At 62.5% G+C, this 18,716-nt stretch carries 15 protein-coding genes and 1 pseudogene; 11 read left to right on the plus strand and 5 right to left on the minus strand.

Going from position 1 to position 18,716, the window contains the following annotated elements:
- Positions 1–34: 34 nt before the first annotated feature.
- Both FHX76_RS13950 and FHX76_RS13955 read left to right on the plus strand, forming a co-directional pair.
- Positions 35–865 carry a MetQ/NlpA family ABC transporter substrate-binding protein gene (locus FHX76_RS13950; RefSeq protein WP_167151587.1) on the plus strand — a complete coding sequence of 277 codons (831 nt, stop codon included), beginning with the start codon at positions 35–37 and terminating at the stop codon, positions 863–865.
- Positions 866–1,033: 168 nt separating this feature from the next.
- Positions 1,034–1,990, plus strand: coding sequence for a LysR family transcriptional regulator (locus FHX76_RS13955; protein WP_167151589.1), 957 nt, complete (start codon positions 1,034–1,036; stop codon positions 1,988–1,990).
- Here FHX76_RS13955 and FHX76_RS13960 read toward each other — a convergent pair.
- Positions 1,987–3,087, minus strand: coding sequence for a PLP-dependent cysteine synthase family protein (locus FHX76_RS13960; protein WP_167151591.1), 1,101 nt, complete (start codon positions 3,085–3,087; stop codon positions 1,987–1,989). The genes FHX76_RS13955 and FHX76_RS13960 overlap by 4 nt on opposite strands.
- Before the next feature lie 230 nt (positions 3,088–3,317).
- Here FHX76_RS13960 and FHX76_RS13965 point away from each other — a divergent pair, with 230 nt between their 5' ends.
- Positions 3,318–3,884 (plus strand): acyl-CoA thioesterase, encoded by a 567-nt coding sequence (locus FHX76_RS13965; protein WP_167151593.1) that lies wholly within the window; start codon positions 3,318–3,320, stop codon positions 3,882–3,884.
- Positions 3,885–4,061: 177 nt separating this feature from the next.
- Positions 4,062–4,994: an endonuclease domain-containing protein gene (locus tag FHX76_RS13970; protein ID WP_167151595.1), complete on the plus strand. Its 933-nt coding sequence runs from the start codon at positions 4,062–4,064 to the stop codon at positions 4,992–4,994.
- Positions 4,995–5,067: 73 nt separating this feature from the next.
- Here the strand turns inward: FHX76_RS13970 and FHX76_RS13975 are convergent, their stop codons facing one another.
- Entirely contained in the window at positions 5,068–6,003 is a 936-nt protein-coding gene (locus FHX76_RS13975) for a siderophore-interacting protein (RefSeq protein ID WP_243848803.1), read from the minus strand.
- A 261-nt stretch (positions 6,004–6,264) separates the two neighbouring features.
- Here FHX76_RS13975 and FHX76_RS13980 point away from each other — a divergent pair, with 261 nt between their 5' ends.
- Positions 6,265–10,245, plus strand: a complete 3,981-nt coding sequence (locus tag FHX76_RS13980; protein WP_167151599.1) for a bifunctional proline dehydrogenase/L-glutamate gamma-semialdehyde dehydrogenase — start codon at positions 6,265–6,267, stop codon at positions 10,243–10,245.
- Positions 10,246–10,320: 75 nt separating this feature from the next.
- On the opposite strand, the gene FHX76_RS13985 is transcribed toward FHX76_RS13980, so the two are convergent.
- A complete protein-coding gene (locus FHX76_RS13985; protein WP_167151601.1) occupies positions 10,321–11,055 on the minus strand; it encodes an endonuclease domain-containing protein in 735 nt (244 codons plus the stop codon).
- Between the two features lie 740 nt (positions 11,056–11,795).
- Between FHX76_RS13985 and FHX76_RS13990 the strand changes: the two genes are divergently transcribed.
- Genes FHX76_RS13990 through speB form a run of 4 tightly spaced genes read left to right on the plus strand, consistent with a single transcriptional unit; the run spans position 11,796 to position 15,389 of the window.
- Positions 11,796–12,230: a YybH family protein gene (locus FHX76_RS13990; RefSeq protein ID WP_167150146.1), complete on the plus strand. Its 435-nt coding sequence runs from the start codon at positions 11,796–11,798 to the stop codon at positions 12,228–12,230.
- On the plus strand, positions 12,227–13,633 hold the full coding sequence (locus FHX76_RS13995; protein WP_243848603.1) for a purine-cytosine permease family protein: 1,407 nt from the start codon (positions 12,227–12,229) through the stop codon (positions 13,631–13,633). The genes FHX76_RS13990 and FHX76_RS13995 overlap by 4 nt, the downstream gene beginning before the upstream one ends.
- Before the next feature lie 17 nt (positions 13,634–13,650).
- Entirely contained in the window at positions 13,651–14,331 is a 681-nt protein-coding gene (locus FHX76_RS14000) for a cyclase family protein (protein ID WP_167150144.1), read from the plus strand.
- A gap of 44 nt (positions 14,332–14,375) precedes the next feature.
- Positions 14,376–15,389, plus strand: a complete 1,014-nt coding sequence (speB, locus tag FHX76_RS14005; protein ID WP_167150142.1) for an agmatinase — start codon at positions 14,376–14,378, stop codon at positions 15,387–15,389.
- Between the two features lie 142 nt (positions 15,390–15,531).
- Here speB and FHX76_RS14010 read toward each other — a convergent pair whose 3' ends face one another.
- Together FHX76_RS14010 and FHX76_RS14015 are read right to left on the minus strand one after the other, a co-directional pair.
- Entirely contained in the window at positions 15,532–16,815 is a 1,284-nt protein-coding gene (locus FHX76_RS14010; protein ID WP_167150140.1) for an alpha-hydroxy acid oxidase, read from the minus strand.
- Between the two features lie 2 nt (positions 16,816–16,817).
- Positions 16,818–17,534, minus strand: coding sequence for a FadR/GntR family transcriptional regulator (locus FHX76_RS14015; RefSeq protein ID WP_167150138.1), 717 nt, complete (start codon positions 17,532–17,534; stop codon positions 16,818–16,820).
- On the opposite strand from FHX76_RS14015, the pseudogene FHX76_RS14020 reads away from it, so the two are divergent.
- Together FHX76_RS14020 and FHX76_RS16860 are read left to right on the plus strand one after the other, a co-directional pair.
- Positions 17,516–18,253, plus strand: a pseudogene (locus FHX76_RS14020) (MurR/RpiR family transcriptional regulator); the annotation flags it as partial. The gene FHX76_RS14015 and the pseudogene FHX76_RS14020 sit on opposite strands and share 19 nt — an antisense overlap.
- A gap of 100 nt (positions 18,254–18,353) precedes the next feature.
- A complete protein-coding gene (locus FHX76_RS16860) occupies positions 18,354–18,578 on the plus strand; it encodes a MurR/RpiR family transcriptional regulator (RefSeq protein WP_424960766.1) in 225 nt (74 codons plus the stop codon).
- The last annotated feature ends 138 nt before the right edge of the window (positions 18,579–18,716 follow it).

The following is an 18,716-nucleotide window of genomic DNA, read 5'->3' on the forward strand; positions in this document are numbered from 1 at the left end:
GCACTCACGCAGCACCAATGTAAGGAGACGCACCATGAAAAAACGCCTGATCGCAGTAAGCGCGGCCCTCGCGCTCATGCTCACCGCCTGCTCCCCGGCATCCGGCGACGGCAAAGACTCCAACGAGTCGGCCCCCATCAGGGTCGGCTTTGGGGTCGGCCTGTACGAACAGATGTTCCGCGACGGCATCCTGCCAATCCTCGAAGAAGAGGGCTACAAGGTAGACATGCAGTCATTTTCGCAAAACCTGCAGCTCAACCCGGCGATGAAGGAGGGGTCGCTTGACCTCACCGTCTTCCAAAACACGTCGTACATGGACTCGGTTGGCAAAGAACTCGACAGTGACATGTCGAAGCTTAACTTCATCCCCTCCGCACCCCAGGGTGTGTACTCGGATAAGCACAAGAGCCTCGACGACGTGAAAGACGGCTCGTCGGTGACTGTTCCTCAGGACCCGGCGACGCTGCACCGCGCCATGTCGCTGCTCGAAAGCATCGACTGGGTCACGCTTCGCGAAGGGGCAGAGGTCTCGACCTTCAGCCTCAACGACATCGAGGAGAACCCGTACAACCTTGATTTCAAGCCCCTCGACCTCGCGCAGGCCATCACCTCGCTGCCCGACGTTGACTTTGCCGTCATCAACGGAAACTACATCACTACCTCCGGACGCCTCATCTCGTCAGCCCTCGCGGTCGAGAAGGTGCTCTCGGACGACACCCAACTCATCACGTCGGTGATGACGGCTGACCTCGACAAAGACTGGGCAAAAGCCGTTGCGGATGCCTACAACTCGCAGGCCTTCAAAGACTATGTTTTGGGCGAACCCGTATACGAGGGCTGGGTCATGCCCCCAAACTGGAAGTAACGTAACCCGCCCCCGCGAGGTTGCCTCGTCCCTTCCTCCGCACAAACGGACGAAGGGGTTTGGCAGCCTCGTTGGGGTTTAACGCCCTTGCGAACCCCCGGGGGCAAGCGCCCGCGCGACGATCGCGCGGGGAAGCGCAGAAGAATCGTGTGAAATGAGGAAACCGTCATGAGTGTTGACGACGTTGCCAACTACGCCCTCGACCTGCAAACCCTTAGGATCGTGCAGGCCATCGCAGACACCGGAACCATCACCGGCGCCGCAAAATACCTCGGCTACAGCCAGCCGGCCGTGAGCCAGCACCTCCGAAAACTTGAGTCGCGGCTTGAACTGCCCATCATCGACAGGGTTGGGCGATCCGTTCGACTCACCGAGGCCGGCCGCGTGATCGCCAGGCATGCCATCACGATCAACTCAGCGGTGAAAGCCGTCTCAGAAGAACTCGCCGAACTCTCGGGGATGCGAACCGGGCAGGTGCGGATCGCGGCGTTCCCGACCGCATCCTCAACCATCGTCCCGGCCATCCTGCTTGAGCTTGCCGACCGATACCCAGGAATCGCCGCGAGTTACGTTGAGGCCGAGCCGCCTGAAGCCGTCGAAATGCTGCGCAACGGAACAGTGGATGTGGTGCTCACGTTCTCCTACACCGGCAAGCACGACGACCCGCACAGGGCGAGCACCACCGGTCTCGCGGTTGCCACCGTGTTCGAAGACGAAATCATGCTCGCGCTGCCGGAATCGCGCTGGGGACCCGACGCCCAGCTCTCGCTCGACCAGCTCTCAGAAGAGAAGTGGATTACCGGATGCGAGCGCTGCAAACAGCACCTGCTTGAGGTCTGCGAAGACGTTGGGTTTAACGCTACCGCCCCGCTGCAAACCGAGAACTACGCGGCCCTGCTCGCCATGGTTGGCGGCGGCCTCGGCGTTGGACTCGTGTCACGCCTTGCCCTGAGCGGTGTGCCAATCCCCGACGGCGTCTTCTTGCGGCGCTTCCCGCCCATCGGGCCGCGCCGCATTCACCTCGTGACCTCGCCAACCGCCCGTCACGTGCCAAGCATCGCGGCGACGCTCAACGTAATCTTCGAGCTCGGCGGGGAGCGGTGGGGGATGACGGTGCCCAGCTAGACCCGTGCGTCCACGGCTGCGTCCGAGACATCCACCCAGACGCCGGTTGTGAGCAGGCCGCGCAGCATCGCGTGATGCGGCTCCGGGGCGATACCTCTGGCCAAAAGCCACGCCGGCGAGTAATGCGTGTCGAGGTAGCGCTCGCCGCCGTCGCACATCAGGATGACCACAGAGCCGCGCTCGCCGGCCTCCCGCATCTGGGAAATAATCTGAAGCGCCCCATAGAGGTTTGTGCCCGTCGAACCACCGGCGCGAAGGCCAGTGATCTCGTGCAGCAGGCGCATCGCGGCGAAAGAACCGGCATCCGGAACCCGCACCATGTGCTGAATCAGCGTCGGCACAAACGACTTCTCAACGCGTGGCCTACCGATGCCCTCGATGCGGGAACCGCCGCTCACAAGATCGTTGCGACCCTCCGCCCACGCCTGATAAAACACCGAACCCTCAGGATCAACAACCGCCACGCGGGTCTGGCTGTTGCGAAAGCGACAGTGCCTGCTGATGGTGGCGCTGGTGCCTCCTGTTCCGGCGCCAACCACTATCCAGGTTGGCTCCGGGTATCGCTCGCGCGACAGCTGATCAAAGATCGAGGCCCCAATATTGTCGCTGCCCCGCCAATCGGTGACGACGGAGGCGTTCGCAAACTGGTCCATGTAGTGCCAATCCGCCTGGGCGCCGAGACGAAGCGCCTCCTCCCAAATGGTCGTTGGCGCGCTCACCGGATGGCAGACGCCACCAAACTGCTCAATGAGGCGCATCTTCTCGGGGCTCGTGCCCTCAGGAATCACGGCAACAAACCGAAGGCCAAGCAGCTTGGCAAAATAGGCCTCAGACACCGCAGTTGACCCGCTCGACGACTCAACAACCGTGCTGTTCGGCCCAAGATTGCCGTTGGCGATGGCGTGCACAAAGAGGGAGCGGGCCAAGCGGTGCTTGAGGGAGCCGGTTGGGTGACCAGACTCATCCTTCACGTACAGATCGATGCCCCACTCGGCGGGAAGCGGAAAGAGCCGCATATGCGTATCGGCGCTCCGGTTTGCCTCAACATCAAGCGCTCTGAGGGCCTCGCCCGCCCAGGTGATGTGATCTACTGACATGGCTGGGCATCCTTATGGTCCGGAAAAATCGGGGGAGTTGGGATTCGGAGGATCGCTCGGGGCGAAGGTGAATCGTGCACGGTTGTGCGTGTTTCACCAGATTCCCAGAGCCCACGATGTTGGACAATGCCCAACAAGTTTGAGCGAGCATTGCTTGCGGTTATGGATGGTGCTGACAAAGAGTTGCGGACGTAAACCCCTTTGACGGAGGCTCGGCCTAGTCTGTCGGAATGAATATGATCTTTCGGATGCTGCTGCTGTCGATCCGTTCAAAGCGCGGCCGCCGCGTTGGCCCCTGGGACCTCGGGCGCGTGCGCTTTCGGGTGAAGTTCACCGACCTCGACGTGCTGCGCCACATGAACAACGGCCGCTACCTCTCCATCATGGACCTCGGTCGTCTTGACCTCATGTACCGGTCTGGCATGTGGAAAAAGCTTGGCGAGCTGGGCTGGTATCCCGTTGTGGTTTCTCAGAACATCACCTACCGCAAGTCGCTTGAGCTTGGGCAGGCCTTTGTCGTGGAGACCCAGATTGTTGGGCACGACGTGAAGTCGTTCTACATGGAACAGCGCTTTGTTGTAAAGGGCGAAATCTACGCGCGTGCCTTTGTGCGGGCGCGCTTCCTGAAGAAAACGGGTGGCACCCTTACCGCAGCCGAAGTCATCGAGGGCCTCGGTGTTGCCGATGTGCCCGCCAACCGGATGCCGCAGTGGGTGCAGGACTGGTCCGACGCATCCACCCTGCCGCCGACGCGCGCTGAGGCGCCGAGCATCTGGCCGGGGCCGGACAGTCACTGACGCGGGGCTGCTGTTTGTCTGTCTGCGCCGTCTGTTCGCCCCTCATTGCGATTCTTGGGCCAGTTTTTCGCAACGAACGGCGAACGGATGAACGCCTAGAGCTATCTCCTCAGACGACCAGCTTGAAATCTGTGGATAACTTCTGCGCGCTGTCTGAAGGCTTGGCAGAGTGGGCGGATGCACCCTCCAATCCAACCATTCACTGTTGCGCAGGGCCTTGCCGCCGGGGTCACCCCGTATGAACTTCGAGCTGGGCCGTATGGCAAACCGTATGTTGGTCTCAGGAGCGTGCCAAATCCGACCTTCTTTGATCGCTGTGCTGCGCTGTTGCTGATTATGCGGCCAGATGAGTGCTTGAGTCATCACACCGCAGCCGTGCTCTGGGGTGTCCCACTTCCAACTGCGAAATGCAACGACGGCACCCCGATCCATATAACGACCGTCAGGACCGGGCGGGAACGCCGCATCGCCGGTGTTGTTGGGCATCGGACGATTGACCCTGCGGTATCAATCGTGTCCCGGTACGGATATCCAACAGTCGACCCCATCACCATGTGGCTCAGCTTGGCCGGCTCGCTCACTCATCATGAGCTCGTCGCGGCGGCTGATTACCTCGTACAGGTGCCTGAATTTTGTGAAATGCGCGAGCCGAGGCCGTTTGTGAACCTCGACAGGTTGCGGCACCGCCTGGAGATCTATCGGGGGCCGGGCAAACGCCGCGCTGCCCTTGCCTTTGTTGATGTTCGTGTTGGCAGCGATTCGCCAATGGAGACGCTTCTTCGCCTGAAGATACAAACCGCAGGATTGCCTGCGCCGCGACTGAATCAAGTGATCTTCGATCAAGCCGGTCAGCGGCTCGGACGCGTCGATCTTGTCTATCCGGAGTGGCGCGTCATCGTCGAATACGACGGCGATCAACATCGCACCGACCTTCGGCAGTATGAGCATGACATCGACCGAGAGGAAGGGTTTCGCGCCGAGGCTTGGAGTTATTTGCGTGTGCGAGCTCGCCACCTGCGAGGGGATTTTGCGCCAACGGCCCAGCGGATCGAGCGGGCGCTTCGAGCTGGAGGATGGTTAGGCACATCCGTTCGCCGCTCGTTGCGATAATCCGGCCGAAAAATCGCAACGAGCGGCGAACCGATGAGTGGATGAGTGGATGAGCGGATGCCAGCCCGGCAGGCTAGTCCGGGTCGGACTCGTCGAGCGGGGCGTGGTGGTCGAGGTTGACGACGCCGCGCTTCCAGTAGCCCTGGACCGAGAGGCGGGTGGCGAGCTGCGCCGCCGGGGAAGCCGCGGGGGACGAAGCCGAGGGCTGCGCCGCGGGGGCGGCCGATATGTCAGCCGGGGCGGCCGCCGCGACGGCTGGCGATGAAGCCTGCAGCGCCGCCAGTGTTGCGCGCAGGTAACGGCGCACAGGGATGAGTTCGCTTGCCTCGCCCGCCGCCCACACAAACGTGTCCGCGTCGAAGTCGAGCGATCGCACGGCCTCCAACAGTTGACCTGGCCCGTCTTCGCGGTAGAGCCACTCGATGGATGCCCTGGCGCGCTGATCAGCCGAGAAGTAGGCGTCGATGGAGTCATCCTCGCCCTGGGCGATGATGGTTACCCTGGTGGATGCTGGCAGCAGCTCAAGCCAACGGGTGGCGGCAGGCAGGGCCGACTCGTCAGCGATGAGGATGGCCCGCGCTGCGTCGGAGGGGGCGCAGACCGAGCCGCGGGGGCCGGCAACAACGACCTCGTCATCCACAGCGGCACCCTGCGCCCATACCGTTGCGGGGCCCGGGTTTTCGTGCAGCACAAATTCAATGTCGAGCGTTGCAAGCGAGTCAGCTGTTGCCGCAACAAAACGCAGCGGCGTGTAGTCGCGCGAGATGGAGACGCCGGTGTCTGGGCGTTGGATAGCGCCATCCTCGGTGAGCCAGGGGGCATTGAGGATGCCAGTTGCCGGGTCGGGCAGGAAGAGCTTGATGTGGTCGGTTGGCCCCGCCGAGACAAACCCGTCGAGGTCTTCTCCAGTGAGGGTCACCGACAGGATGGTGTCGGTCACGTTGCGTTTGGAGAGTACCCTGACGTTCCTCACGGCGAGGGGGTGGCGAATTCGTTCTTGAGGCTGCATATGCTCCTGCTTTCTATCGGCGGCACGTTATTCCGCGCTCTGCGTCTCAGAGCGCGGGTCCGCAGTGCGTGCCGAATGGCTCGTGCCCGCGAGTTCATGGTGAGGGCACGTAGGCCTCCAGCCTAGGTCGTTTTGCTGGTGAGCGCATATGGGGCGGAACCGCTCCGCCCGCCTGCGGAACCCCTGGGAAATGCGGCGACGTGGCCGCTCGGAGGGCATCCAATGACCCGATTTCTGGGGCTCGCCGCCTAGGCTTGATCTATGGCAGACGAAGCTGATCTCATTCACCCCGTTGCGCTCGCAGACGAGACAGTCGCTCTCGTGCGTCAGTGGCTTGCTCTCAGTGAAGTTGACGAGGGCAAACAGGCTGGCGATACGCTCGCTTCTGTGCTTCGTGACGAGGCAGGCCTGAGTTTCACGAAGGATTTCGTTGACGGGGTCGCCCGCCCTGAGGATGCCTTTGTCGCCGCCCTCAACCTGAACAAGGTTGCCGCGCAGGCCCCAAGCTTTTTGCCGCCGGGGCTCCGGCTTGCGGTGCGTGCCGGTGGAATCGCCTCGCTCACGTTGCCCTGGGCCGTTATCCCTATGGCACGCACCGCGCTTCGTCGCATGGTTGGCCATCTGATTGTTGATGCCCCCGCTGAGGGCCAGGCAAAGGGTCAGGCTGGCGCGAGGACGGATGCGCTCGGCCGCGCGCTCGCCCAGTTGCGGGCGGACGGCTCGCGGCCGAACCTCAGCGTGCTTGGCGAGCCGGTGCTCGGCGAGAGCGAGGCCCGTCACCGGCTTGCCGTCATCCGAGATCTTATGCTTCGTGACGACGTCGATGCGATCTCCGTCTCGATCTCGTCCATCGCGAGCAACATCACGATGTGGGACTTTGACGACGCCGTCGACCGGATTTCTGCCCGCCTCATCCCCTTGTTTGAGCTTTCTGCGGAGACCGGAACCGTTGTGACCCTCGACGCCGAGGAGTACCGCGACCTTGACCTCGTCAAGGCAATCTTTATGAATGCGCTTGATCGCCCGCAGCTGTCGGGAGTCACCGCAGGGGTCGTGCTGCAGGCGTATTTGCCCGAATCGGTTGCGGCGCTTCACGAGCTCACCGACTGGTCACGCTCGCGGGTTGCCGACGGGGGAGTTCCCGTTCGGGTTCGGCTGGTGAAGGGCGCAAACCTTGCTCTGGAGCGCGTTGACTCCACGCTGCACGGATGGCCGCTCGCCCCAGTTGGCAGCAAGCAGGAGACCGATACCAACTTCAAACGCCTGCTTGATTTTGCGATGCGGCCTGAGAACGCCGAGGTGATCGGGGTTGGCGTCGCGAGCCATAATCTGTTTGACGTTGCGCTTGCCCACCTCCTTGCGGAGGCCAGGGGCCTGAGCCAGCACGTTGAGTTTGAGATGCTGCTTGGCATGGCACCCGCCCAGGTGAAGGCGGTGCAGGCCACGGTCGGCAGCATCCGCCTGTACACCCCTGTTGTGCGGCCGAAGGAATTTGAGGCGGCTATTTCGTACCTCGTTCGACGCCTTGATGAGAGCGCAAACGACGAGAACTACCTGTCAGCGATGTTCGAGCTTGGCGAGGATGAGCGTCTGTTTGATCGCGAACGCGGGCGTTTTATGGCATCCATCGCTGCGTTGGAAGCCGAGCCTGCTCCCCGCAGCAACCGCACCCAAAACCGGGCGACCGAGTGGAAGACTGAATCTGCTGACAGCGCGCTGTTTTACCGCAAGCCCGATACAAGCGCCGCCGGTGGCCCACAGGACGGCCTCACCGCCGCGGTGCTTCGCCTTGACGAACAGCCAACTACCGAGGTGCCCGTGCTTGAGCCGGCCTCCGTTCCCGACCGCATCCCCGTTGTGTCAACGACCGGATTTGTGAACGAACCAACCACAGACCCGACGCTTGCGGTCAACCGAGAGTGGGCGCTCGCGCTGCTGCAGCGCGCGCCCGAAAGCTCCGAGGGTCAGGCGACGCTCGACCAGGCCGTGATTTCAACCGCCGACGAGGTGGATGCGCTTGCCGCCGCCGTCCGCGAACGCGCCGGTGGATGGGGTGCCATGGCCGCAACCGACCGGGGAGCCGTGCTTCGTAGAGTTGCGCTCGGGCTGATTGCCAACCGAGATCGGCTGATCGAAACGATGGTGTCCGAAACGGGGGTCGTCCTCGCCGAAGCCGACCGTGAGGTGAGCGGGGCCGTAGATTTTGCTCGCTATTACGCAGACAGAGCCGCCGAACTTGACGCGATGGTTGGTGCCCGGTTTGTGCCGTCGCGACTGACCGTCGTTGCGTCGCCGTGGAATAGTCCCGTTGCTGTTCCTGTTGGCTCGTCGCTTGCTGCGCTCGCGGCCGGCAGCGGGGTCATCCTGAAGCCGGCGCCCGAGGCGCGGCGTTGTGCCGCGGTGGTTGCCGAGGTGCTGTGGGAGGCCGGTATCCCGAAGGAACTGCTCGTCCTCGTTGAGTTGCGCGATGTGGCAGCAGGTGCTCGACGTTCTGCGGGTGCAGACACAGGCGCGGATACAGGCGCAAATACAGACGCAGAGGCGGCCGCAGACGGAGACGTTGGTGTCGGTGCCGATGTGGAGCTGGATGCCGGTTCGGGCGACGCGGGGGAGAGGGCGGTTGCCCCGGTTGTTCCCGCCGTTGCGCCAGTCCTGCCGCCGACCGACGAGACCGCCAGCGCGAGCACGGCTGCCAAAGGGACGGCGGCTGCTCGAACGACCGCACCCGAACCCAACGAGAGCGCAGACGCTGACGGCGTTGCGGATGAAGCCGAGCAGGGCATCCAATCTGCTGGAGGGGCCAGCGACACACGCAGGCTCGAGACCTATCTCGCCGCGCACCCGGCTGTCGATCGACTGCTCCTCACGGGAACCTGGCGTACCGCTCGGCATCTGCAACAGCAGCGCCCCGAGCTGCAACTGCTTGCGGCGACAAACGGCAAGAATGCCATCGTCGTGACCCCGAGCGCGGATATTGACCTTGCCGTCGCCGACATCGTTGAGAGCGCTTTTGGCAACGCTGGGCAGCGATGTTCGTCGACCAGCCTCGTCATCCTTGTTGGCAGCGCCGCCAGATCAAAGCGCTTTGCGAGGCAGCTTGAAGATGCGGTCCGTTCGCTTCGTGTTGGTCCGGCGACTGACCCAGCGACGCAGGTTGGGCCGCTCATCGCCCCCGCCTCAGGCCGACTCCTCGACACGCTGACCTCCCTCGAAGCCGGAGAATCGTGGATGGTCCAGCCAGAGCGCCGCGATGCCGAGGGCCAGCTCTGGTCGCCAGGCGTGAAACTTGGTGTCCGCAAGGGGTCGAGCTTCCACCTCACCGAGACGTTTGGGCCGGTGCTTGGCATTATGCACGCCCTCACCCTGCACGAGGCTATCGACATTCAGAATGCGGTCGAGTACGGCCTTGCAGGCGGGTTGCACTCGCTTGATGCCGAGGAGATTGGCGTGTGGGTGGATAACGTTCATTCCGGTAACCTCTTCGTCAACCGTGCGGTCACCCCCGCAATTGTTGAGCGGCAGCCGTTTGGTGGGTGGAAGCGGTCCTCCGTTGGCGCCGGTTTCCAGGCTGGCGGCCCGAACACGTTGCTCGCGCTTGGCGGGTGGCGCCCGGAAGAAGGAGCCAAGAGCTCAACGCTCCATTTGCGCGGGCTGTCGGCGTGGGTGACAAGTCTCATCGAGGCCGCGCAGCAGTCGCTCGACTACGAAGAATTTGATGTGCTGCGCCGGGCCGCACTGAGCGACGCCTATCTGTGGGGCACGGAACTGAGCGAGGTGCACGACGTCTCGCGTCTTGGCATCGAGCGCAACCTGCAGCGCTACTGGCCGGCGCCCGTCATGGTTCGAGTGGCCGAGGGCAGCACGCTCAACGATGCGCTTCGAGTGATCGTGGCCGGGTTGCTCGCCCGCGCCCCGCTGACGTTGAGCGTTTCGCGGCCGCTTCCCGGCGCCATCATGAAGGTCCTCACCGATTTGGATGTGTCGGTGAGCATCGAATCGGATGCCGACTGGCTGGAACGCGTCGCCGTCGGCATCGACGGGGTTTCGCGCATCCGCCTGGTCGGGGGAGACCGTGCCGCTACGGCACGCGCGGCCGTTGCACATCCTGACGTGACCTTGTTTGCCGAACCGGTTACCAACGCCGGGCGATTGGAGCTGCTCCCATTCTTGCGCGAGCAGTCGCTGAGCATCACGGCCCACCGCTTCGGAGTGCCGTCATCGCTCACCGATTCGCTCTTCTAGCGGCTGACTCGACCCGAACGATTCATTCGACCTGACCCAAATGTGTCTATTTCCCGGGAAATAGACACATTTGGGTCAGGTGGATTGGTTGGATGCGTTGGATGCGCGTGCGAGGAAGAGCCCGCGTACCCTCGCGGCCGTGACCCTCGGTTCGCGGTAGAGGCCGTGAGCTCGCACTCGGTAGACGTGCCACTCTTCCGCCCCGAAGCGATACACGCGGGTCATGTCGTGTTCGTACTGTGCGGTGTTTGTGCGGTGCTGATCGCCGTCATACTCCACGATGAGTTTCGCCTCGGGGTAGACAAGGTCCGCCCGACCGATGCGCACACCAAACCGGTCCCTGATGACGGGGTTGAGGTTGGGCTCTGGCAATCCGGCGCGCTGAAGGAGGAGGCGCAAATGAGTCTCAGGGCGGGAATCCGAGCCTTCACGGATTAACGGGAGGGCCCGCCGAACGTTGGCTTTACCCCTGCCGACAAACGCGCCCGCCGCTGAGATGAGCTGCGCTGCGGATGTATACGGCCTTGGATCGTTCCTATCTGGGTATTCCGGAACCCGGATGAGGTAGTCGCCCGCTGCAACAAGGTCGTCGGTCGTGAGTGCGCTCGCGAGTTGCAACCACGTTGATACGACATCCGCTACAGGAACTCCGCGTCTGAGTACGATGCTCCCGCCGGGACGGTCGAACTGAAAACCGTGGATGCCAGCGGCCCGTCGCGCCCGCAGCGGCGGCTGTGTCGCAACGTGGAGCGTAGGGATGGGCTGGCCATCGGGTGTGGGTGGTGGTTCGCTGTGTGGATACGCGAGCACTGGTGCTGGTTGGTTGTGCGGGTTCCCTGGTGTGGGTGGTGGTTGGTTGTGAGGGTTCCCGGGTGTGGGTGCTGGTTGGTTGTGCTGACTCCCGAGCCCCGGCGCTGGTTGGTTGTGCGGATTCCCCGGCATCAGGGGTGGTTGACCAGGCAGGCCCCCGATAGCTCGGGATGCCGTGTCCCATCGTCGTTGAACAGGTTCGCCCCATTGGCTCGGCAGCGGGATGCCCCAGAGCGAGGCCGCGGTGACCCCTCCAAAACACTCTCCTGGCCGCAGGCGTGGGGCGAAGGCCACGCAGAGGCTGTGCAGGGTGTAATTCGCTGCCGCGTGCATCCTCACCCCATGGAACGGCGCAACGAGATCCGAAGACAGGAGGCGCGTTGGCCGAACGCCCCGCGCGGATGCTTCACGTACGTCAAAGGAACGCGCGCGCAGTTCGTCGGGTAGCGGAATGTATCTGGCCATGCGGTGATTCTGCCCGAACCGCCAAAGACGCGTGAAAATTATCCACAGCCGTGAATCGATGTGACGCAAATGTGTCTATTTCGCGGGAAATAGACACATTTGGGTCAGGTGGATTGCTGGAGGCCATGGGCGTGTGTGTGGTCGGGCCAACTTGACACTCGGCCGCTGATAACTCAGTATTAGTCACGCGCTTGTTGCTTGGCAGAGATCAAAAGTTGTCTATTAGTAACTATTTGTCTCACGTAACAGCGCCTGAACTGAAACGGACCTGAGCAATGACGCGCGAAACCCCTGCCGCACTGACTTCCCAAGAAGTGGCCTCCGCCGCTGACCACCTCGTCGCGGCCTTCTCCTCGATGGATGCCGACGCCTACTTTGGCTCGTTTGCGCCCGACGCGACCTTTATCTTTTACCCAGAACAGGCCAGGCTCAATGCCCGCGCCGAATACGAAGCCCTGTGGGCCGAATGGGTCGAAGGCGGCTGGAAGATCACCGGATGCGAGAGCAGCAACCAGCTCATCCAGATCGCCGGAGACACGGGAATCTTTACCCACGACGTTGCCACAAGCATCGAGGTCGACGGCACGGCCGAGACCCTGCACGAGCGCGAAACGATCGTGTTTGTGCGTGACGAAACCGGCGCGATCGTTGCCGTGCACGAGCACCTGTCGCCAACGCCAGCGGCCAACCCAGAGGAGGCGGTCGAATGAGCGCGCCCGGCACAACAAGTGGTTCCATCTGGCAGCGAATGAACAACCGCCTCGACGAGAACTCCGAAGGGCACGGCCCGATTCGGGGAACCCTGTCGCTCGGTCGAATCGGGATGATCTGGCTCGCCTCAAACCTCGTTGTCACAACGATGCTCACGGGCACGCTGTTTGTGCCTGGTGTCACCTTCGTTGAGGCGCTCATCTTCATCGTGCTCGGAACGGTGCTTGGCGCCATTGTGTTGGTCGCGGTTGGCACGATGGGCACGCGCACTGGTCTCTCGACGATGTCGCTGACGAGGGGCTCATTCGGCATAAAGGGCTCGTTTGTTCCGGTTGCGGCCAACGTGGTCATCCTCATGGGATGGAGCTGGGTCCAGGCGATGCTCGCCGGCGTGACCGTCAACTACCTGGTCGCTGAGGCGACGGGCTTCAGCAACCCCATCCTCTTCTCGGTGCTGTGTGAGCTTGTGGTTGTTGCCCTCGCGATCTTTGGGCACGAGGGAATCTCGAAGGTTGAGCCGTGGCTTGGTCTCGTCATTCTCGCGTTTATGGGCTACGTCTTTACCGTTGCGTTCACAAGCAGCCCCATCGCAGAGTATGTTGCCATCCCAGCCGATAAGGCGCTCGGCTACACGGGCGTTGTTGTGCTCGATATTGTGATCTCCACGGCCATCTCGTGGACCGTGCTCTCGGCAGACATTACGCGCTTTGCGAAGACCCAAAAGGGCGCCGTGCTCGGAACGGGCATTGGCTACATCGTGTCGACCGTGCTGGCGATGACGCTCGGCGTCGTGGCGATTTCATACGTAATCCTCAACGGTGGCGAGGCCGTATCGTTCGATCCGACCATTGTTGTGGCCAGCTTTGGGGCCCCGCTTGCCATCGTCATCCTGCTCTCGGTGCTCGCGACCAACACCATGGCCGTATACGGCATGGTGACGTCGATTGTGAACGCGCAGTCGAAGCGCAAGATTCGCTTCCTCCCGACGGCGCTTGTTGTTGGGTTCATCTCGATCTTCGGTTCGAGCTGGCTCGCGCTGCTTGACCAGTTCACCGCCTTCCTGACGGTCATCGGCTCGCTGTTTGTGCCGGTCTTTGCGATCATGATTATTGACTACTACGTCATTAACAAGGGCTTCTACGGCAAGGACATCCTCAACGAAAACGGTGGCGGACGCTACTGGTTCAAGCGGGGCATTAACTGGGCAGCCGTCATTATTTGGGCAGCGTGCGCGACGCTCTCGTTTATGCTCACCTACGTGTGGGTCAGCCCGATCGGTGCCACAATCCCCACGTTTATCGTGACCGTGATCCTCTATTTGAGCTGGTCGCTCGCGACCAAACGCATGGTGACGGAGCGCACGCCATCCACTCACCTGCTCGATCAGGGCGCGGCAGAATAGGGGCGAGAGGATTTCAGATGCGCGTTGTTGACCTGAGTCACCAGATTTCGACGGGGATGCCGGTATTTCCGGGCGACCCTGCCGTGCGCATCCGCGAGGCCGCCTCGATCGAGGCCCACGGATTCCGTGTGTGCGAGCTCCACCTCGGCTCCCACTCTGGAACCCACCTCGACGCGCCCTCGCACACCGTTCCGGCTGGGCCAACGCTCGATCAGCTGACCTTGGGGCAGCTCATCGGCGAGGCTCGGGTGGTGCGGGTTCCGGATGCCTCGGCGCTGTCAGTCATCAGCCTCGACACTGTCCGCGACCAACTTGACGGCGTCGGACCAAACACCATGGTGCTGTTTGACACTGGCTGGTCGCAATACTTTGGCGAAGACGAGTACTACCGCCATCCGTCGTTGGATGTTGGCATCGCCCATTTCCTTATCGAGCACGGCGTGACGGTGCTCGGTGTTGACACGCTCAACCCCGATCACACGCCTGCGGCTGACGAGGAATTTGTGGGGCTGCCCGTCCACGACGCCTTCCTTGGTGCCGGCAACGTCATCATCGAAAACCTCACCAACCTTGCGGCTATTGATTGGCCGCGGCCGACCGTTATTGCCCTTCCCCTCAGCCTCGGCGCTGTTGACGGTTCGCCCGTTCGTGTCGTCGCCGTCCAGGGTCTCAGCTCACACACCTCCGCGTCGCAGTAATACCCAACTCGCGCGCATCCCATCCCTACGAAAGGACACTACGAATGACCGATCAGCTCAAGTATCCGCACCTCCCCTCAACGCTGAGCGCCAACGCCCCTCGCGTTGTTTCAGGTGGAAACATTGGCCCGGTGAACTCGGCGCTGGTGCCGCGGTTCAGCGGCCCGGCAACCTTCGCCCTGCTGCCAACCATTCAAGAGGTTGAGCACGCGGATGTCGCTGTAATCGGTGTGCCCTGGGATGCCGGCGTTTCGTTCCGTCCGGGAGCGCGCTTTGGCCCTGAGCACATCCGCTCGGCCAGCCGTCTGCTGCGTCCGTATAACCCTGCCCTTGACGTGGAGCCCTTTGGCCTGCAGCAGGTTGTTGACGGCGGCGACGTTGCCATCAACCCGTTTAACATCAACGAGGCCATCGAGGTGCTTCAGGAATCCACCGGGCAGCTCGTTCGTTCCGGCACGCGGCTCGTGACCCTTGGTGGGGACCACACGATTGCGCTCCCGCTGCTGCGCTCCGTCGCCGAAACACACGGCCCCGTTGCGCTGCTGCACTTCGACGCGCACCTCGACACGTGGGACACGTACTTTGGCGCCGAATACACCCACGGAACGCCGTTCCGCCGCGCGGTTGAAGAGGGCCTGCTTGACACCGAGGCTATCTGCCACGTTGGAACCCGCGGGCCGCTCTATGGTCACCGCGACCTCGAAGACGACCGCCGCTTTGGCTTTGGCATCGTGACCTCGGCCGACGTGTTCCGCAAGGGCGTCGACGAGATCGTGGCGTCGCTGCGCGACCGCATCGGCGATCGCCCGCTCTACATCTCGATCGACATCGATGTGCTCGACCCTGCACACGCGCCGGGAACGGGAACGCCTGAAGCCGGCGGCCTGACCTCGCGTGAGCTGCTTGAGATCCTGCGCGGTTTGAAGGGCATCAACGTGGTTGGCGCCGATGTGGTTGAGGTCGCACCGGCGTACGACCACGCCGAGCTCACCGGAGTTGCCGCCTCGCACGTCGCGTACGACCTGCTGTCGCTGCTCGCGCTTCGCGACAACAAGTAGTACGTACGCAACAGCGCCCCGTCCTTGCACAAGGACGGGGCGCTGTTGTCATATCTGCGGGCGATGCGGCATCCGTTCGCCACTCGTTGCGAAATCCAGGCCGGAATTTCGCAATCAGCGGCGAACGGATGACCGTTCAGGCCTACTTCTTCTTGGCCGTGGCCTTCGCGGCTGCGGCCGCCGTTGCCGGCGCGACCAAGCGCGGCGACAGGCGCTGCAGCTGGGTCACGTGTGACGGGTTGAGCTCGTCGATGCTGTTCACACCGAGCAGCTTCATGGTGCGCACGATCTCGCTCTGCAGGATCTCGATGGCGCGGTCAACGCCCTCGCGCCCGCCGGCCATGAGGCCGTACAGGTACGCGCGGCCGATCATCGTGAACTTGGCGCCGAGCGCGACGGCTGCAACAACATCCGCACCGGACATGATGCCCGTGTCGAGGTGGATCTCGGTGTCGTTTCCGACCTCGCGAACGACCTCTGGCAGCAGGTGGAAGGGGATGGGGGCGCGGTCGAGCTGGCGGCCGCCGTGGTTCGAGAGGGTGATGCCGTCGACGCCCATTGCGGTGAGGCGCTTGGCATCTTCGAGGTTCTGCACGCCCTTGACCACAACTTTGCCTGGCCACTGGTCGCGAATCCAGGCCAGGTCGTCAAAGTCGACGGTTGGGTCAAACATGGTGTCGAGCAGCTCGGCGACGGTGCCAGACCAGCGGTCGATCGAGGCGAAGGCGAGGGGCTCTGTGGTGAGGAAGTCGATCCACCACCACGGGCGAGGCAGGGCGTTGATGACGGTTCCTGGCGTGAGCGCCGGCGGAATCGACATGCCGTTGCGCTTATCGCGGTGGCGGGCGCCTGCAACGGGAACGTCAACCGTCACGAGGAGGGTGTCGTAGCCTGCCTTGGCGGCCCGGTCTACGAGCGCCATCGAGCGGTCGCGGTCCTTCCACATGTAGAGCTGGAACCAGTTGCGCCCGTTGGGGTTGGCTGCCTTCACGTCTTCAATGGATGAGGTGCCCATGGTTGACAGGGCAAACGGGATGCCTGCCGCGCCTGCAGCGGATGCCCCTGCGATTTCACCCTCGGTCTGCATCATGCGAGTGAAGCCGGTTGGCGCGATACCAAACGGCATCGAAACGGTGTCGCCGAGCACTTCGGTGTGCGTTGAAGCGTTCTCAACGTTGCGCAGGATCGAGGGGTGGAACTCGATGTCCTCAAAGGCCTGGCGTGCGCGGGCGAGCGAGATTTCGGACTCGGCCGAGCCATCCGTGTAATCGAACGGCGCTTTTGGCGTGCGGCGCTTTGCGATGTCGCGGAGGTCGTAAATGGTCAGGGCCGAGTCGAGGCGGCGCTTGCGGCCGTTGAGCTCTGGCATCTTGAACTGCATGAGCGGCGCGAGGTCGCGCGGGTTGGGAAAGCGGCGTTGAACCATGGTTATCCTTCGGGTGTTTGGTGGTCAGAAATTTGGGTCTCGGCGTAGTATCCGCTGATGTGGGCGGTGATGCGGTCGCTGGCCGTATCGGCATCCTTCGCCTCGATTGACTCAAGGATGCCGCGGTGTTCGTGCTGCAGGCGGCGCGCGGTTGTCGCCCAATCGGGCAGGCTCGCTGACGCATCGATGACGTAGTGCTCGATGGCGCTGCGAAGGCCCGCCATGGTTGAGGTGAGCACGTCGTTGCCGGCTGCCTCTGCGAGTGAGAGGTGATACTGCGCGTCGAGCAGTAGGTATTCGGTTTCGGTGAGGTCGTGCTGTTCCATCGCCTCGAGTAGGGTCTTTGGCTCGTCGAGGTTGGGGCTGGATGCCGTTGCGAGCTCGCGGGCGACGGCCGATTCAAGGATGAGTCGCGTCTTGACTACGTCGCGAACTGCAAATCCCTGCGCCGCCACCTGAAGCCGCATGAGCATGCTCATGCCTCCGGAGGGACGCGAAACGATGATGGCACCCGAGGTTGGGCCCGAGCCGGTCTGCGTGCGGATGAGGCCGAGCGCTTCGAGCACACGGAGCGCCTCCCGAACGGATGAGCGGCCAACATCGAGGTCGGCGGCAAGGGCGCGCTCGCCTGGCAGGTGGTCGCCTGGGCTGAGTTCGCCGGAGGAGAGCTGCGCCTCGATGTGGGCGAGCACAAGCTCCCATGCTTTTGGGGTGGTCATGCTTCGCCTCCTTCGCGCGTGCGGGTCATGTGGTCAGACCACACAACTATAGCTCGTTTTTTGTGACTTTGGGGCGGTGTTTTTGTTGTGGCTACATTCTTGAATGTTGTCTGCGGCGGAATGCGGGTCGGTGGGTTGTAGTGTGGAGTAACGCGACTCAGGAGGGCACCGCAGTGGTTGAGGATGTGCTTGGCACGATCAAGCGGTCACTCGCGACCCTGAGCGCAACCGAGCGTAAGGTCGCTGAGAGCGTTCTTGCAGAACCCGGCGTCGTCGTTGAGAACACGGTTACCGAGCTCGCTGAACGTTGTGGAGTGTCGTCCGCGACGGTGGCGCGGTTTTGTCAGACGCTTGGTTTTTCTGGCTATCGCCAGTTCAGGCTTGAGGTTGCAACGACGCTCAGTCGAGAGCAAGCAGAGCGTAATCGGTTCGAGATTGTTGACGATGAGATTGACCCGTCTGACGGTATCGAAGATGTCATCTCGAAGGTGCTGTATCACGAGGTCCTCGCGATCGAGCAGACAATGCGAGGTCTCGATCGCCCGAGCGTTGAGCAAGCGTCGAAGGCGCTCGTCCATGCGAATCGGATTGAGGTCTGCGGATTTGGTGCGAGTGGCATCACCGCCCATGACTTACATCAGAAGCTCAGTCGCATCGGCCGACCTTCGAGCTACAGTCCCGACGTGCACTTTGTTCTTCCTTCAGCTTCGCTGCTGGGAAAGGGTGACGTCTTGGTTGCCTTTTCGCATTCGGGTGCGACCGCCGAAACGCTGAGTGTTTGCCGAAGTAGCAGCCTCGGCCGGCGCGACCGTGGTTGTTGTGACGAACTCTCCAGCGTCGTACCTTGCTCGGGCTGCTGGCGTTCTGCTCATTACCCAGGCGAGGGAGAGTCGCTACCGCTCGGGCGCCATGGCGAGTCGAACCGCGCAGCATGCTGTTGTGGATGTCTTGTTTACGCGAGTAACTCAGGCGCTCTTTGATGAATCGTCAGAGTCGTTGCGACGTACCTATGAGTCGGTTCAGGGGCATCGCCGCGTGCTCTAGCGGGACCGAGCGGGGTGGTCGATTTATCGGCGCTTCATTCAATCAATCGGGAGCCACGGTCTCTTGTTTCTGTGGGCACTGTGGCCTCTTTGTTTTCTGTGGGCACTGTGGCCTCTTTGTGATTATCATGTAATAAGT

The organism is Lysinibacter cavernae, from assembly GCF_011758565.1.
GTDB lineage: Bacteria > Actinomycetota > Actinomycetes > Actinomycetales > Microbacteriaceae > Lysinibacter > Lysinibacter cavernae.